This is a genomic window from Bacillus sp. JJ1562 (assembly GCF_036962705.1).
Classification (GTDB): domain Bacteria; phylum Bacillota; class Bacilli; order Bacillales; family Bacillaceae_L; genus Ferdinandcohnia.
Genome location: NZ_JBALOQ010000013.1, coordinates 75,083 through 90,671, shown reverse-complemented (window position 1 = coordinate 90,671; position 15,589 = coordinate 75,083). Strand labels below are relative to the sequence as shown.

The following is a 15,589-nucleotide window of genomic DNA, read 5'->3' as shown; positions in this document are numbered from 1 at the left end:
TAGGAGGAGTTAAGCATGCTATCTGTTCATGTGCTTATTTTTACAATTTTATTTACAAAGAAAAATAAATATTAAAGCAATGGGAGCGCCAATTAGGACGCTCCTTTTGGTTTGAATGGCTGCCTTAATTCTGTCAAACTTCCTTAACATAATGTTCAAAAGTGGATAACGTTTTCACAGTCTATAAGTGATAAAGTAAAAGTAAGAAGTACTCTCTATTATGGAGGTTGATGAAAATGTTTATGATCGTAATGGGAATTGTTATTACGTCTGTTATTGCAATTATTATTGGAACTGAAGTTAGTGTAGAATTATAGGTTAAAGAAACAGGGTGAATTGCAAGACCTGCAATTCACCCTGTTTTTACGACCTTTTTTTCTCTTTTTCCGCCCGATAAAATTCATGGAACATTTTCATTAAAGCACGTTTTTCAATGCGAGAAACATAGCTTCTTGAGATACCAAGCTCTTTTGCAATTTCACGCTGGGTTTTTTCTTTCTTTAAATCAAGTCCAAACCTACCTACAATGACTTCTCTTTCCCTGTCATCAAGGACATCTATATATTCTTTGATTTTTTCAAGCTCCATATTTAATTGAATGGTTTCAATCACATCTTCTGTTTCCGATTTCAGCACATCAATTAAACTAATTTCATTTCCTTCTTTATCCTGGCCAATCGGATCATGTAGAGAAACATCCTTTTTTGTTTTCTTTAGGGCTCTTAAGTGCATCAGTATCTCATTTTCTATACATCTTGCAGCATACGTAGCCAATTTTGTTCCTTTTCCTTGTGAATAGCTTTCGATTGCTTTAATTAAACCAATTGTACCAATCGAAATGAGATCCTCCGTGTCCTCACCAGTGTTTTCAAATTTTTTTACTATATGAGCGACTAACCGTAAATTATGTTCAATTAACACATTCCGAGCAAGTTCATTTCCCTCGGCCAACATTTCTAAGTATTTCTTCTCATCAGAAGATGATAACGGTTGAGGAAAAGCATTATTTTTTACATAGGATACTAAAAATAATAATTCTTTAACAAAATAGCCTAGTGCTGCTAACAGTCCAGACATTCGCTCACCTCCACATAAATCGTAGTGTATGTATATTCGTTACACTACTTTACCTAGGCATTTGCCCATTACTTAATGGTATGAGCGAATATGCTTACTCGTGTCTGTCCAAAAGAAAAAAGCTGATGTTAGTACAAAAGATGGTCTTTTTTACACCATCAGCCCTAATATTTATTTTATTATCGTAAAAAACGGTGCAATGACCACAATCAACGCTAAACCAAAAACAACAATGGAGCCTGGTTTGTTTTTATCCTTCCAAAGAGAAATGGAAAACCCAGTGGTATAGGCGAAGATGATTGTCATCATTAAAAGAACAAATAATTTCATATCTTAATCTCTTATCCTTTCATAGCTTGGTAATTTTGATTGTCGCCCGAATTCACCAAATCTAACATCGACTGTAACGCTAATATTTGCATCGGAATAGGATGTCATCCAATCATATTTCTCCCACTGTGGAATGGATGAGAAATGCCTTCTCGCTACTCGGGAAAAGCCAAATAGGTCTGCCTTAAATTCCTCCTGTGTACGTTTAACAAGATCATTAATTCTTTGTTCAAATCCATTTATGATATGATTCTTTAATTCTTTTCTTTTTTCCTCATCGTCTGCATAATTTACCATACTATGGTCGGTTAAAATATCAGCTTGTATAGGGAGCTTCACTTTGATAATTGGTGCTTGCTTTGATACATCCACGGTTATTTGTGGGGAGTATACTTGAGTGAAACGAGCGGTTATCCAATAATCCTTTATAAAGGGATCAGGAATAGAAACTAAAAAGCTGGGTTTTTCCACATATTTGTTTAGCATTTGCCTTAAACGAGTCTCTTGCACCGATAATTTCCCAATCATTTGTCCCTCTTTAAAGACTGCGGAACCCAGAAATTGCGCAGGGTTTGTTTTCCCAGTTACTTTCATCTTACCTGCAATTAAATGCTGATCCTCGTTTTTCTTTGCTGTAATTTCGTCCTGCTCAGTCGTCACATAGGCAGAAATAAATAGATCTGCATCTGCTTCAGTTATTCTAAAAAAATTGTTAATTTCGGAGTTTGGAATAAAGCCAATTTCAGTTGCATTTTTAAAAAGGGTTTCAAAATATTCATGTCTTCTAGTTTCAAGTTTTGGCTTATTTTGTTCGATAAATGTACTAGCTTTTTCCTTTGTAACAATGAGTTTTGAATCACGTCTAACATCTCGGTCCTTTGTGGCGTCATAAAAATATCGAATAAAATCCTTGTCCCTCGCAAGTTCTTCTGAAACGACAAAGTAATCCAAAATATCATAGGTGATACCCTTTGCTATTACGGCATTTGCCAAGTTTTCAGATTGAATAAAACTTGAGGCGTTGAGTGTAATAATTTCATGTGTTGGTTCATTGCCGCCCCCACCACCATTTAGTGCGGATCCCGCCTCTGGATTTGAAATTAAATAAGTGATTTTTAAAAATCCTTTAACATCTGATTTGTCTAGACCAATCCCAAGGACATAAGCTCTTCGATCAATTTCCTCCATATCCCAGCACCCAACCAACAAGAATAAAATTGAAAAAATCAAAGAAAGTCTAGTTACTTTGGGTTGTTTTTTCATGTTTCAAATCCCCTCTAAGTTTTGCTAGTATCCACATAAGGAAAGGAATAAAAAGAAACATAGGACTCATGGAATTTAATAAAACCTCTCTTATATTAAAAACTGTGAATGTAGGTGCCTCAGGAGCCATTCCAAAAATAACAACGATTGTTGCAATTGTTGGGGCTAAATATTCAAAGCTTTTGATATTACAAATGCCTCCTAAAAATACGGCAATTAAATAGATATAGACTGTAAACCGAATGAATGAGGCTATAATCCAAAATGGAAAGAAAAAGGTTTCAATATTTGTTAAAAATCCAAACCTAATCAAACGTATTAACTCTTGGTATGGATAATCAAGCATTTTTAAACCTTCATAATCAAATACAAATAAATAGATAAGAAAAGCAAGAGTTAACTCAATCACGATAATGACAAATGCGATCCATGTCCCTTTTTTAAACGCTTTTGCGGATACAATATAAGGGGCAATTAATCCCATAAAAAAAAATTCTGAAAAAAGCGATACATGTGTTGTACTACTTTTTATAACCTCTAAAGATCCAGGACCTAAAATTGGAAAAATGAAGGCAAGGTTACTTTCCTTTAGTGCTAAAAGTAGGGTTATGAATAAAGAAATTTTTATATAGAAGAGCACTAGCCATGAAACAGTACCGATATGTTCTAGGCCTTTTTTGGCGCAATACGCACAAACTGCCATTAAAACCGTAAAAATAATCAAATACGGTGTTTGTGTAAAATACATTGTCCCAATGATATCCACATAAAGGGCTGAATCATACGTAAGTCCGATAAAAAATGCCAGTAATAGAATACATGATAGAACTGTGCCTAAATATTTTCCAAATAAATGAAGAATGACATCATGCAAATTCTTATTTTTATAAGCTGTAACGACTTTAATTGTCAAATAAATTGGAATAATAGATATTAACCCAATAATAAGTGGTGCCATCCAATAAGCGCTACTAAGGAATTCTACCAAAATGGTTGGTGTATCATCAGACAGTTTTACACCGATCACTAATATTACGATAGCTACGTATTCTCTTATACCAATTTTCCCTCTTGATTGCTCCATAGCCTATTCCTCTGCCTTTTTTATGACGTCCTTTGGTTTTAAATAGCCGGGACGAACAGTTTCATTTTTGATCATTTTTCTGATGATTGTATCTCCAGAAGAAATGTACTTAGGTGACATAGGAGATAAGTATGGAACGCCAAATGATTTTAGGGAAACCATATAAAATAATCCGACTGTAAATAAAGCTGTCATACCATAAATTCCAAAAAAACCAGCCGAGAAAATAAAAGCAAATCGAATGATTCTTATCGCGAAATTCATGCTCACATCGCTTAGTGTAAATGAACAAAGCCCACTTAATGCTACGACAATAACTACAATAGGGCTAACAATATTCGCCTGAACCGCAGCTTGTCCTAAAATTAACGCTCCAACAATACCGATTGTTGGCCCGATTGTATTAGGGACTCGAAGTCCAGCTTCCCTAATTAACTCAAAGGCTATTTCCATCAATAATATTTCGATAAGAACTGGGAACGGAACCTTTTCACGGGTTGCGGAAATGGCTAATAAAAGATCAGTTGGAACCATTTCCGAATGGTAATTTGTAATTGAAACATAAATCGCAGATCCAAAAACGGTGATAAACAATGCACATACACGTAAAATTCGAGTGAAATTTCCAAATAAAAATCGTAAATAGTGATCCTCAGGGTTATGAATAAAGGACCAAAAAGTAGTAGGTAGTATTAAGGAAGATGGTGAATTATTCATTAATAAAACGACATATCCATCCTCTAAAAAGGAGGAAGCACGATCAGGTCTTTCCGTATATAAAATACTAGGAAAGATGGATTTTGGCCTTTCTTCGATGTATTGTTCCAAAAGAGAAAGATTTTGAATGGCGTCGACATCTAAAGAACTGACTCTTTCTTTAATATTTTTTATCAATTTATCATTGGCAAGGTCCTTTATATAAAGTATAAATAGTTCATTATTTGAACGTTTTGTAATGGTAATATTTTCGACAATTAGATTTTCATTCCTGATTTTTTTTCGAACTAAAGAAATGTTTGTATCTGCTTTTTCGTTAAAGGACTCCTTTGGACCTTTAAGGACAACTTCATTTTCTGCTTTTTCAACCGATCTACCTTGGAAATTCGCCGTTCCTATCACATATGCTTGTTTTTCACCATCAATGAATAAAATGGAGTTTCCTTGATTAGCACCGTTAACAATATCTTCTATTAGTTGAACCTTTGTGAATGATTGAATTTGGATGATCTTTTGAACGTCCTTTTCTGGATTTTCATTTAGTAACAAAGGTTCAAGAATATGCTTACTAATCATGTCAACATCAGTTATTGTTGATATAAATAAGATGGCAGCGTTTTTATTTATTCCATTAATAGTAAAATTATGGATTTTCACATCGTTGTTATCCGGGAGTGAATATAGCTTTTTTAACGTTGATATGGTTGATTGAAGATCTGGGTCTACTTCTTGACTTTTTATTTCAATCTCTTCCGCATTGGACTTTTGCGGATATTGTTCGGGATCTAGTTTAGGATTATTAAACTTTTCGATAAGATTTTGGATAGCACGCTTTTTCATAACAGACAGCTCCGAGCTTTTTCCTAAGTTTGCCACTAAAGGTGGAATTTAATGCAAATCATAAAAAGGCGTAGAAGCGGTTAATAATTTTCCGAAATGATAGAAGTTTTATAAAAATCCCTTTATAATGAATGGTGTGAATTATTTAGTGAGTCTAAATAATTAAGAAGGGGGAACTTAATGTGAGCATACGTACATATGAACAAAAATGGGATTTAGATGTATTTTTTGAAGGTGGTAGCAGTTCACCTATATTTCATTCCTTTTTAGAGGCGTTACATAAGGAATTAATTGAGTTCAGTGCATTGGTAGACCAATTTCAAGTACCTACAAATGCAAAGGATAAAGATGGATTATTAAACATATTGAATGCTTTTCAATCATCATTTAAAAAGCTTCGTCAAGCAGGAGCATTTGTTAGCTGTTTGACAGCACAGGATACAACTGATCGTAGGGCTAGCCAATTACAAGGAAAAACAACTCAGCTTAATAGTGAGCTTCAATCGATTTTAACGGCATTCGATCAAAAGCTAGTTTCCACCCAGCAGCCAGTATGGGATGAACTTTTATCAGAGGAGCCATTTAACGAGCTTTCATTTGTTTTAGAGGAAAGAAGAACAAGAGCAAAAGAAAAACTATCTTTAGAACAAGAAAGCCTAATTAATGCTTTAGGTGTTGATGGCTATCACGCATGGGGTCAGCTTTATAATATGGTTGTTGGTAATATCAAGGTTCCATTTGAAGAAAATGGTGAAACAAAGCAGCTTTCAGTCGGTCAAGCGTTTAACAAGTTTTCAAGCTCTAACCGAAAGGTAAGACAATCCATGTTTACCCAATGGGAAAAAGCCTGGGATGAGCATACTGATTATATTGGCGAAGCACTGAATCATCTTGGTGGTTTCCGATTAAATGTGTATAAAGCACGTGGTTGGGAAAACGTACTCGGGGAGCCACTTGATATAAACAGAATGTCTAAGGAAACGCTTAACACGATGTGGACTGTTATTACAGAAAATAAAGCACCTTTTGTGGAATATTTAAGCCGCAAAGCAAAGCTTTTAGATCTTGAAAGGTTAAGTTGGTACGACCTTGATGCACCTGTAGGACAAGCAGAAAGCAAGGTGTCTTATCAAGAAGGTGCCGAGTTTATTTTAGAACAATTTAGTAAGTTTGGTCCTAAGCTTACTGAGTTTACACAAAAAGCTTTTGAAGATAGCTGGATTGAGGCTGAGGATCGCCCTGGAAAACGTCCAGGAGGATTTTGTACGAGTTTTCCTGAAAGCGATCAATCAAGAATCTTTATGACATTCTCAGGAACACCTTCAAATGTGTCAACTCTTGCTCATGAGCTTGGCCATGCATTCCATCAGCATGCAATGTCTGGCGTTCATACATTAAATCGTAGCTATGCAATGAACGTGGCAGAAACTGCATCGACTTTTGCCGAAATGATTGTTGCGGATGCATCTGTAAAAAATGCGAAGTCCGAAGATGAAAAAATTGCTCTATTAGAGGATAAAATTCAAAGAAGTGTTGCCTTCTATATGAATATTCATGCAAGATTCCTATTTGAGACAAGATTTTATGAGGAGCGCAAGACTGGTATTGTAAGTACAGATCGCCTCAATGAATTAATGCTTGAAGCGCAGAAGGAAGCATATTGCGGTGCATTAGATGAATATCACCCACAATTCTGGGCATCTAAAATGCATTTCTATATTACAGGCGTCCCTTTTTATAACTTCCCATATACGTTTGGATATTTATTCTCTTTAGGAATCTATGCTAAGGCGTTAGAAGAGGGAATAGATTATGAAGAGAAGTACATCGCAATGTTAAAGGATACAGCTAGCATGAAGGTGGAAGACCTTGCTGCTAAACACTTAGGTGTTGATTTAACAAAACGTGATTTCTGGGAAAAAGCAGTAAAGCTCTCTATTAAAGATGTCGAAGAATTTTTAGAGTTAACGAAATAAGAAAAAAAGTGCAAAGCGCACAGCCTTAGCCTTAGACCAGAGAGCCGATGGCGCATGGAGCTTAGCTAGACATAAGAAAAAACCTATCCACTTCAACAAAGCGTGGATAGGTTTTTTTATACTTTCTTTAATTTAAACGTTCCAACCATAAGGAAAGAAAGAATAATAATGAGGTAAATGAAAAATTGTGGAGATACATATGGGATTGCTAAGAAGCTTAATGTCAATAGACAGCCAGCAGCTGTTATCGGTAAGCCTACAAAGAAGCCTTTGTTGTCACTAATATTGAATTTTGCTAAGCGAAATGCTCCACATCCGATATAGAAAACGGTGAAAAACATTCCTGGTGCTCCGAATTCAAAGATAATCCCTTGGTATAATAAAAGTGCAGGTGCAACTCCAAATGATATAATATCGCACATCGAGTCAAGTTGTTTCCCAAGCTCTGATTCGATTTGAAACTTTCTTGCTACCATCCCATCGAAACGGTCTGCAAGTGCTGCTAAAAAGATAAGTAATAAGCTTAAATTTAATTCATTCTTGAGAGCAAATAAAATGGAAAAACCACCTAAGCTTAGGTTGATTAGAGTAAGTATGTTAGCAGTATGGGCTTTAAGCTTTTTTAATGTTGAATCTAAATAATCCAATAAAAACATTTCTTCACTCCTTTCTTGGAAAAGTCTTTGTAATAGATATCAATAATAATTAAAATAGAATAGTATTGCATTAATAACCTTATTTTATTCGTTCGAAAGTGTATAGTCAAAGGGAAATTGTAATTTTTAGGGGGAATTGAATTTGCAGAAATGGCTTTATCGTTTCTTCATTGAATTAACAAACCATCGTCTTTCATCGGCGATTTTAAAAAAATTTTCACAATCAAGAGTTAGTGCTATACTTATTCCGAGTTATGCGAAAATATACAATATTAACCAAGCAGAAATGGAAAAAAACTTATCTGATTTCGGAACTCTTCAAGACCTTTTTGTTAGACAACTGAAACAGAACAGCAGGGATATTGATCAAAAAGAAGATACTGTAATCAGCCCGGTTGATGCCGTTATTGAAGACACTGGTATCATTAGCGCGAAAAAGGAAATAACTGTAAAAAATAAACATTATTCCATTCAAGAAATGCTTGGTGATGAAGAATCTCTTACTAAATATATAGGTGGTACCTTCGTTATTCTTTATTTAAGTCCAAGCCACTATCATCGAATTCATAGTCCAATTTCTGGGGTTATAACAAATCAATGGGAATTGGGGCGGAAATCGTATCCGGTTAATCGACTCGGGTTAAAATATGGAAAAGATCCTTTATCCAAGAATTTTAGAAAAATTTCCGAAATACGTGCAAATGACTCATATGTTGCTGTGGTCAAGGTTGGGGCAATGTTTGTCAATAGTATAGAAACAACCCATAGAAGTGATTCTGTGAAAAAAGGGGAAGAAATTGCGTACTTCTCATTTGGTTCAACCGTTATTCTATTATTTGAAAAAGAAAGTTTTGCAATTAGCCCTAAAATTAAATCATCAAAAAATGTTAAAGTCGGTGAAGTCTTAGGTACTCTTAAACAAGAAAAAAAGAGCCTCTAAAAGGGCTCTTTTATAAAATCATGTTTTATGATATATTTCTAATCTTATGACCTAATGATCTGCGCGTAATTTCAGTTTCAATAAGGTGAATAAAATCAGGACTTAGCTTTAATTTTATTGCTTTAAAATAAGATTCAACTAACAAGTCATCTGATAATTTTTTCATAGCCTTAAGCCAACGGTTGGCTATCCACCTCCTAAAGATTTATAAGTATCATTTGTTCTATTTGATTTCTTGTTGTCATATACTAATACGTTATTCTTAGTTGGTAATTTAACTCTATCACGAAAAAAATAATGGAACAACCGTTCTGTTATCCACAGGAAAAAGTGGATAACCTGTGGGTATTTTGTTTATAAAATTTGGAAATCTATGTATATCAGTGTGTAAAATGTGTATAAGTTTATCCACAAGTGTTGAAATTTACTGACATTTGTCGAAAACTTTTTATTTTTTTAATAAAAACTATTAAACATGACGGAATTTGTCTTGACTCGGCTTTGTGAAAATCACTTCAATCCGTTATGATAGGATAGGTACATAAAAGGAAGAATCCGGTGAGGTGTAAACGTATTGTTGAAGAAATTTTTACCAAATGAGCATGTGAAAACCGTTTTGGAGATTTCTCCAAGCAAGCTAAAGGAACTTGGAATTAAAGGTGTAATTACTGATTTAGATAATACATTGGTAGAATGGGATCGTCCAAGTGCTACACCAGAGCTTGTTGAATGGTTTAAAGATATAAAGGAACATGGGATTACTGTGACGATCGTTTCAAATAATAATGAAAAAAGAGTTAAGGATTTTGCAGACCCCTTAGGTATCCCATTTATTTTTGAGGCGAGAAAACCATTGGTACGAGCCTTTAAACGTGCAATAAGGGAAATGAATTTACAAAAGGATGAGGTTGTTGTTATTGGTGACCAGCTTCTGACCGATGTATTGGGTGGGAATCGCTGTGGCTTGCACACAATTCTCGTAGTTCCTGTTGCACAAACAGATGGATTTTTTACAAAGTTTAATCGATTGGTTGAAAGAAGAATACTGACTTGGATGAAGCGTCGCGGAATGCTTTATTGGGAGGATTAATAGAGTGGAACAAGAAAAGATTAGCTGTATTGGCTGTGGAGTTGAAATCCAAACGGCAGACAAGGCAGGGTTAGGATATGCACCACCATCTTCTTTAGATAAGGATAAAGTCATCTGTCAACGATGTTTTAAATTAAAGCATTATAATGAAGTACAAGATGTTTCATTAACAGATGATGACTTTTTAAAAATCCTTCATGGGATTGGCTCTACCGATGCATTAATCGTAAAGATCGTTGATATATTCGATTTTAATGGTAGTTGGTTACCTGGTCTTCATCGTTTTGTGGGGAACAAAAATATAGTATTAGTTGGCAATAAAGTAGATTTGCTGCCTAAATCGGTGAAACCAAAAAAGCTAGTTAACTGGATGAAAGGATCATCCCGAGAGCTAGGACTCAAACCTGTGGATGTCTTTTTAATTAGTGCTGAAAAAGGCACTGGAATTAAAGAGGTTGCAGATGCCATCGAGCATTATCGCAGTGGAAAAGATGTATATGTAGTAGGTTGTACAAATGTTGGAAAATCAACTTTCATAAATCGTCTTATTAAGGAATTCAGTGGGGAGAAGGAGGATATCATTACGACTTCACACTTTCCTGGAACAACATTAGATATCATTGATATTCCACTGGATGATGAGCATTCCTTATTTGATACTCCAGGAATTATTAATCACCATCAAATGGCACATTTTGTTTCAAAACAAGACTTGAAGGTAATCACACCAAAAAAAGAAATCAAACCAAAGGTCTTTCAATTAAACGAACAACAAACCTTGTTCTTTGGCGGCTTAGCTCGGTTTGATTTTGTAAGTGGGATCAGGCAATCATTCGTTTGTCATTTCTCAAATTTGCTGAATATCCATCGAACAAAACTTGAAAATGCTGACGAATTATATGAAAACCATAAAGGTGAGTTATTACAGCCACCTGGAAAAAATGAACTAGATGAATTCCCACCCCTAGTTGCCCATGAATTTATGATCAAAGAAGCAAAAACAGATGTTGTCTTCTCCGGCTTGGGCTGGATAACGATTAACGAACCACATACAAAGGTTGTCGCCCATGTTCCAAAGGGTGTAGGAGTTATTGTAAGAAAGTCGTTAATATAGTATTAGAAAAAATATTTATTATGGGTGAGGAAATGGAAAAGGTTTACGGTGTAATCGGAAGTCCCATCTCACATTCAATGTCACCAATAATGCATAATGATCTTTTTGAACATTATAAGCTTAAGGCAAGATACCATGCTTTCCATGTTGCGCCGGGCGGAGTCCAGGCCGCTATGGAGGGGTTCAAAGCTCTGGGAATCTCGGGGATTAATGTTACCATTCCGCATAAAATTGATGTCATTGAATATTTAGATGCAGTTGAAGAGGTTGCAGCAAATATTGGGGCGGTAAATACGGTTGTTAATGAGAATGGGAAATTAGTTGGCTATAATACGGATGGAAATGGCTTTATCCGTTCAGTAAATCAGATAATTAGTAATGAAGAAATAAGATCTGCGAAAATATTAATAATCGGTGCAGGTGGCGCTGCCAGAGGAATCTTTATTTCTTTAGCAGCAATGGGAGTAAAAAACATCGATATTGTAAATCGCACGATTGATCGAGCCAAAGCAATCATTGATGATTGCAAGTATTCGGTTGATTCGCTTGCATTAGGATTTGCTGAGGCAGAAGCGGATTTAGGGAAATATCAAGTGATTGTCAATACGACTTCTGTTGGAATGCATCCGAATGTGGATGATATGCCTCTTTCAGTGAAAAACATCGTCCCAAAAACAATCGTAAGTGATATTATTTATAATCCTTTTGAAACGAAGTTCTTGCAGGAAGCTGCAAAGCGTGGTGCTATTACGCAAAATGGAATTGGAATGTTTGTTTATCAAGGTGCCTTAGCGTTTGAAAAATGGACAGGAATATTTCCGGATATAGATAGAATGGAAAGGCTAGTAACAAGGCTATTAGGAGGAAAAACATGCTAACAGGAAAACAAAAACGATTTTTACGCTCTAAAGCTCATCATTTAGATCCAATTTTTCAGGTAGGAAAAGGCGGGGTAAATGATAATATGATTAAACAAGTCAGTGAGGCACTTGAAGCACGTGAGTTATTGAAGGTAAGTGTTCTGCAAAATTGTGAAGACGACCGTGATACAGTAGCTGAAAGCTTGAGTAAAGGTGCAAATGCTGAATTGGTTCAGGTCATAGGAAATACGATTGTGCTTTACAAAGAGTCTAAGGAAAACAAGAAATTAGATCTTCCTAAATCAAAATAGGTTTTGTTGGAGGGAAAAAAATGAACCATATCGGAATCATAGGTGGTACATTTGATCCGCCGCATATTGGTCATCTATTCATTGCATCGGAGGTATTAATAAGGTTAAACCTTTCGGAAGTGTGGTTTATGCCGAATCGTATTCCTCCACATAAAGATCGAAAAAGCTATGTGACCGATAAGGAACGTGTTGAAATGCTTTCTCTTGCCATTTCAGATCAGCCGAAATTTAAATTACAGTTGATTGAACTGGAAAGAGAAGGACCCTCATATACATACGACACAATCAAATTATTACGGGAAAAATATGAAGATACAAAGTTCTATTTTATCATTGGTGGAGATATGGTCGAATATCTGCCACATTGGTATAAAATTGATGAACTCGTTGACATGGTTACATTCGTTGGGGTAAAAAGACCGGGTTATCCATTTCCTACTCAATATCCAATCACAGAGGTAGATATTCCACAATTAGATATCTCTTCTTCGATGATTCGAAAGAGGCTAACAGGAAAAGGAAATACAATGTATTTACTTCCTGAAAAAGTGCGAAACTATATAGAGGAGAAACATTTATATGGAACGTGAAAAGGCGCTAGAGATCGTCAAAGAACAGTTAACTGGGCATCGATATCAGCATACACTTGGTGTGATGGAAACAGCGATTCAACTTTCTAAACGCTTTAATGTTGATGTTAAAAAAGCTGAAACGGCTGCCATTTTTCATGATTATGCAAAGTTTAGACCAAAGGATGAAATGAAACAAATCATCATTGACCAACACATGTCTTCAGATTTATTGTTCCATAATACAGAGCTTTGGCATGCACCTGTTGGAGCTTATCTTGTAAAGACTGAGGTAGGGATTGAGGATGAAGAAATTCTTGATGCAATCCGTTTCCATACTTCTGGACGAGAAAAAATGACGCTACTTGAAAAGGTGATTTTTGTAGCAGATTACATTGAGCCAGGAAGACATTTTCCGGGTGTAGAGGAAGGAAGAGAACTTGCCAAGCAGGACCTAGACAATGCTCTTATTTATGCTTTACGCAACACCATCATGTTTTTAGCAAAAAAAAATCAAGCTATCTATCCTGATACATTGCGGACATATAATTCGTTAATTTTTGAGAAAAAAGGGGGAATCCAAGGGTGAATGAAAGAGAAATTTTAAAATTTGCAGTCCAAGCTGCTGATGATAAGCGTGCAGAAAATATTATTGCATTAAATATGAAGGGGTTATCACTTGTAGCCGATTATTTTCTTATTTGTCATGGGAATTCTGAAAAACAGGTGCAAGCGATAGCTCGTGAAATTAAGGACAAAGCCGATGAAAACGGTATTCATATTAAGCGTCTCGAGGGCTTTGATGAAGCAAGATGGGTTTTAGTTGATCTAGGCGATGTAATTGTCCATGTGTTCCATAAAGACGAACGTACCTATTATAATTTAGAACGTCTTTGGGGAGATGCACCCACTGAAACACTTGAAGATGTGCTAAGTTTATGAGCTATGGAGAATTTGCCTATATCTATGATGAACTGATGCGTGATGTAGATTATGAGCAATGGATTTCATTTGTTAAGAAAAAAATCACACAGTTTAATAAAACTAGAGAACTACGGGTGCTTGATATTGGCTGTGGAACAGGAGAAATTGCAATTAGACTTGCGCAAGCAGGTTTTGAGGTTGTCGGGGTTGACCTTTCAGAAGATATGCTAGCGGTTGCCAATCACAAAGCAATGGAAGCAGGAGTGAAGGTCGAATTCTACCAGCAGAATATGGTTGAAATCTCCGGGTTTGACCCATTTGATGTCATTTTGATTTTCTGTGATTCCCTAAATTATTTATACACCGAAGAAGAGGTTCAAAAAACTTTCAAAAATGCGTATCAGCTTTTGAAAGAAGACGGTTTATTCCTGTTCGATATTCATTCAGTTTATAAAATGGATACTGTTTTTATGAATGGACCATTTGTTAGCGTTGATGATGAGGTCAGTTTTATTTGGAATTGTTTTAGTGGCGAGCACCCTTATAGTGTTGAACATGAACTGTCCTTTTTTGTGAAAAATCAACATAATGAAGATTATACAAGATTTGACGAGTTTCACGAACAACGAACTTTTCCGATTGAAACATATCAAAACTGGCTTGAGCTAACAGGTTTTAATGTACAAGAAATTATTGCTGATTTTACAAATTCTGTTCAGGAGACATCTGAACGAATCTTATTTACCACAAAGAAATAGAGGGTCAGACTATGGATGTCTGCCCTCTTTTTATTTTTGAAATTTTAAATTAACTATTCCTATCAGACTATAAAAATGGTATATTTATCGAGATGGAGTCTCATTAAATTGTTCATCTACCTCGGATATATCCTCATCGAATTTTCTATGTGTACTTCTGAATACTTCTTCAAATAATTCACCAATATGCTCTTCCATTGCAAGAATTCCTTCTCCTGTGACGCCGCCTTTTACACATACCTTGGCCTGAAGAGTGGGCAAAGTATAAATTTCCTTTTCAAGTAGCTTACCCATTCCGACAATCATTCCACTTGCTAATTTTGTAGCTTGTTCCTCTGTGATTTTCGTTTCCTTCACCGCAGCATCAACAAAACGCCGCAATAAATAGGTAAAGAACGCTGGACCGCAACTCACAATATCAGATGCAACCCTTGTGATTTCATGATTTATGTGAACTGGAGTGGAAATTTTTTCAAAAAGATATTCTAAATAATCCTTATATCCACTGCTAATTCTCTCGCCAAAAGTAAATAGGGAAACACCCGTAAGTGCGCGGTTGGTAATGCTCGGAATAATCCGTGCGACCTGGCAATTCACAAGTGATTCAAGCTGTTCAACAGAAATTGGACTTGTAATTGAAACAATACATTTATTACTTGTTAAGAAAGAAGATAATTGGTTTAAAAGGGGGTGAATCTCTAAAGGCTTCACACAAATAAATATTAAATCAGAGCCTTTTACAACCTCTTCATTTGTTGCTAAAACCTTAATATCTGGTAAGGAGTTCTTGATGGCCATTGCTTTTTCGATTGTACGATTGGTAATGGTTAATTTTGAAGGTGGAACAGCAAGAGATTCTACAAAGGACTCTATTAAAATTTTCCCCATATTTCCTGTACCTATAAACCCTATGTTCAAGTTCGTCCCTCCTTTACAGACTATTCTCCTAACACATTATGTATTTCCATACCAAAATATGAATGTAATTTAACTTTATTCAGCAGGAATCTGCTGAATAAAGTTAAAGCCTCCGGCGGATGCCACAGATTTTCAAAGGAAAGTTTTCGAGCTTGCTCGAAA

At 35.6% G+C, this 15,589-nt stretch carries 18 protein-coding genes; 10 read left to right on the top strand and 8 right to left on the bottom strand.

The window, feature by feature from the left end:
• Nucleotides 1-363: 363 nt before the first annotated feature.
• The 5 genes from sigK to V7097_RS07990 all read right to left on the bottom strand — a co-directional run bounded on the left by sigK (nucleotide 364) and on the right by V7097_RS07990 (nucleotide 5,311).
• Nucleotides 364-1,077 (bottom strand): RNA polymerase sporulation sigma factor SigK, encoded by a 714-nt coding sequence (sigK, locus tag V7097_RS08010; RefSeq protein ID WP_335703080.1) that lies wholly within the window; start codon nucleotides 1,075-1,077, stop codon nucleotides 364-366.
• Nucleotides 1,078-1,248: 171 nt separating this feature from the next.
• Entirely contained in the window at nucleotides 1,249-1,407 is a 159-nt protein-coding gene (locus tag V7097_RS08005; protein ID WP_335703079.1) for a hypothetical protein, read from the bottom strand.
• A 3-nt stretch (nucleotides 1,408-1,410) separates the two neighbouring features.
• Nucleotides 1,411-2,670 carry a Ger(x)C family spore germination protein gene (locus V7097_RS08000; RefSeq protein ID WP_335703078.1) on the bottom strand — a complete coding sequence of 420 codons (1,260 nt, stop codon included), beginning with the start codon at nucleotides 2,668-2,670 and terminating at the stop codon, nucleotides 1,411-1,413.
• Nucleotides 2,645-3,754 carry a GerAB/ArcD/ProY family transporter gene (locus V7097_RS07995; RefSeq protein WP_335703077.1) on the bottom strand — a complete coding sequence of 370 codons (1,110 nt, stop codon included), beginning with the start codon at nucleotides 3,752-3,754 and terminating at the stop codon, nucleotides 2,645-2,647. The genes V7097_RS08000 and V7097_RS07995 overlap by 26 nt, the downstream gene beginning before the upstream one ends.
• A 3-nt stretch (nucleotides 3,755-3,757) precedes the next feature.
• Nucleotides 3,758-5,311: a spore germination protein gene (locus V7097_RS07990; protein ID WP_335703076.1), complete on the bottom strand. Its 1,554-nt coding sequence runs from the start codon at nucleotides 5,309-5,311 to the stop codon at nucleotides 3,758-3,760.
• Between the two features lie 182 nt (nucleotides 5,312-5,493).
• Here V7097_RS07990 and V7097_RS07985 point away from each other — a divergent pair, with 182 nt between their 5' ends.
• On the top strand, nucleotides 5,494-7,287 hold the full coding sequence (locus tag V7097_RS07985) for a M3 family oligoendopeptidase (RefSeq protein ID WP_335703075.1): 1,794 nt from the start codon (nucleotides 5,494-5,496) through the stop codon (nucleotides 7,285-7,287).
• 116 nt (nucleotides 7,288-7,403) lie between these two features.
• Here the strand turns inward: V7097_RS07985 and pssA are convergent, their stop codons facing one another.
• Complete coding sequence (gene pssA / locus V7097_RS07980) at nucleotides 7,404-7,943, bottom strand: CDP-diacylglycerol--serine O-phosphatidyltransferase (protein WP_335703074.1); 540 nt, start codon at nucleotides 7,941-7,943, stop codon at nucleotides 7,404-7,406.
• Between the two features lie 142 nt (nucleotides 7,944-8,085).
• Here pssA and V7097_RS07975 point away from each other — a divergent pair, with 142 nt between their 5' ends.
• The gene (locus V7097_RS07975) at nucleotides 8,086-8,883 is read left to right on the top strand and encodes a phosphatidylserine decarboxylase (RefSeq protein ID WP_335703073.1); all 798 of its coding nucleotides are present in this window, start codon (nucleotides 8,086-8,088) and stop codon (nucleotides 8,881-8,883) included.
• Between the two features lie 25 nt (nucleotides 8,884-8,908).
• Here the strand turns inward: V7097_RS07975 and V7097_RS07970 are convergent, their stop codons facing one another.
• A complete protein-coding gene (locus V7097_RS07970) occupies nucleotides 8,909-9,049 on the bottom strand; it encodes a sporulation histidine kinase inhibitor Sda (protein WP_335703072.1) in 141 nt (46 codons plus the stop codon).
• Between the two features lie 411 nt (nucleotides 9,050-9,460).
• On the opposite strand from V7097_RS07970, the gene V7097_RS07965 reads away from it, so the two are divergent.
• From V7097_RS07965 to V7097_RS07930, 8 genes are read left to right on the top strand one after another with little or no spacing between them, the layout of a single operon-like run.
• Nucleotides 9,461-9,973, top strand: a complete 513-nt coding sequence (locus V7097_RS07965; protein WP_335703266.1) for a YqeG family HAD IIIA-type phosphatase — start codon at nucleotides 9,461-9,463, stop codon at nucleotides 9,971-9,973.
• Between the two features lie 4 nt (nucleotides 9,974-9,977).
• The gene (gene yqeH, locus V7097_RS07960) at nucleotides 9,978-11,087 is read left to right on the top strand and encodes a ribosome biogenesis GTPase YqeH (protein ID WP_335703071.1); all 1,110 of its coding nucleotides are present in this window, start codon (nucleotides 9,978-9,980) and stop codon (nucleotides 11,085-11,087) included.
• Between the two features lie 32 nt (nucleotides 11,088-11,119).
• Nucleotides 11,120-11,965: a shikimate dehydrogenase gene (gene aroE / locus V7097_RS07955; protein WP_335703070.1), complete on the top strand. Its 846-nt coding sequence runs from the start codon at nucleotides 11,120-11,122 to the stop codon at nucleotides 11,963-11,965.
• Nucleotides 11,959-12,258: a ribosome assembly RNA-binding protein YhbY gene (gene yhbY / locus V7097_RS07950; protein WP_335703069.1), complete on the top strand. Its 300-nt coding sequence runs from the start codon at nucleotides 11,959-11,961 to the stop codon at nucleotides 12,256-12,258. The genes aroE and yhbY overlap by 7 nt, the downstream gene beginning before the upstream one ends.
• Before the next feature lie 20 nt (nucleotides 12,259-12,278).
• On the top strand, nucleotides 12,279-12,848 hold the full coding sequence (locus tag V7097_RS07945; RefSeq protein ID WP_335703068.1) for a nicotinate-nucleotide adenylyltransferase: 570 nt from the start codon (nucleotides 12,279-12,281) through the stop codon (nucleotides 12,846-12,848).
• Entirely contained in the window at nucleotides 12,838-13,416 is a 579-nt protein-coding gene (gene yqeK, locus V7097_RS07940) for a bis(5'-nucleosyl)-tetraphosphatase (symmetrical) YqeK (RefSeq protein ID WP_335703067.1), read from the top strand. Before V7097_RS07945 ends, yqeK begins: the two co-directional genes overlap by 11 nt.
• Nucleotides 13,413-13,769 (top strand): ribosome silencing factor, encoded by a 357-nt coding sequence (gene rsfS / locus V7097_RS07935; RefSeq protein ID WP_335703066.1) that lies wholly within the window; start codon nucleotides 13,413-13,415, stop codon nucleotides 13,767-13,769. Before yqeK ends, rsfS begins: the two co-directional genes overlap by 4 nt.
• Complete coding sequence (locus tag V7097_RS07930) at nucleotides 13,766-14,509, top strand: class I SAM-dependent DNA methyltransferase (protein WP_335703065.1); 744 nt, start codon at nucleotides 13,766-13,768, stop codon at nucleotides 14,507-14,509. The genes rsfS and V7097_RS07930 overlap by 4 nt, the downstream gene beginning before the upstream one ends.
• A gap of 84 nt (nucleotides 14,510-14,593) precedes the next feature.
• On the opposite strand, the gene comER is transcribed toward V7097_RS07930, so the two are convergent.
• Nucleotides 14,594-15,427 (bottom strand): late competence protein ComER, encoded by an 834-nt coding sequence (comER, locus tag V7097_RS07925; protein ID WP_335703064.1) that lies wholly within the window; start codon nucleotides 15,425-15,427, stop codon nucleotides 14,594-14,596.
• Between the last annotated feature and the right edge of the window lie 162 nt (nucleotides 15,428-15,589).

Excerpts from the sequence above, each read along its gene's own strand:
- pssA (WP_335703074.1), bottom strand. The coding sequence starts at position 7,943 with ATGTTTTTATTGGATTATTTAGATTCAACATTAAAAAAGCTTAAAGCC.
- V7097_RS07990 (WP_335703076.1), bottom strand. The coding sequence starts at position 5,311 with ATGAAAAAGCGTGCTATCCAAAATCTTATCGAAAAGTTTAATAATCCT.
- V7097_RS08005 (WP_335703079.1), bottom strand. The coding sequence starts at position 1,407 with ATGAAATTATTTGTTCTTTTAATGATGACAATCATCTTCGCCTATACC.
- V7097_RS08000 (WP_335703078.1), bottom strand. The coding sequence starts at position 2,670 with ATGAAAAAACAACCCAAAGTAACTAGACTTTCTTTGATTTTTTCAATT.
- V7097_RS07995 (WP_335703077.1), bottom strand. The coding sequence starts at position 3,754 with ATGGAGCAATCAAGAGGGAAAATTGGTATAAGAGAATACGTAGCTATC.
- V7097_RS07930 (WP_335703065.1), top strand. The coding sequence starts at position 13,766 with ATGAGCTATGGAGAATTTGCCTATATCTATGATGAACTGATGCGTGAT.
- yqeK (WP_335703067.1), top strand. The coding sequence starts at position 12,838 with ATGGAACGTGAAAAGGCGCTAGAGATCGTCAAAGAACAGTTAACTGGG.
- V7097_RS07970 (WP_335703072.1), bottom strand. The coding sequence starts at position 9,049 with ATGAAAAAATTATCAGATGACTTGTTAGTTGAATCTTATTTTAAAGCA.
- sigK (WP_335703080.1), bottom strand. The coding sequence starts at position 1,077 with ATGTCTGGACTGTTAGCAGCACTAGGCTATTTTGTTAAAGAATTATTA.
- V7097_RS07945 (WP_335703068.1), top strand. The coding sequence starts at position 12,279 with ATGAACCATATCGGAATCATAGGTGGTACATTTGATCCGCCGCATATT.
- aroE (WP_335703070.1), top strand. The coding sequence starts at position 11,120 with ATGGAAAAGGTTTACGGTGTAATCGGAAGTCCCATCTCACATTCAATG.
- yhbY (WP_335703069.1), top strand. The coding sequence starts at position 11,959 with ATGCTAACAGGAAAACAAAAACGATTTTTACGCTCTAAAGCTCATCAT.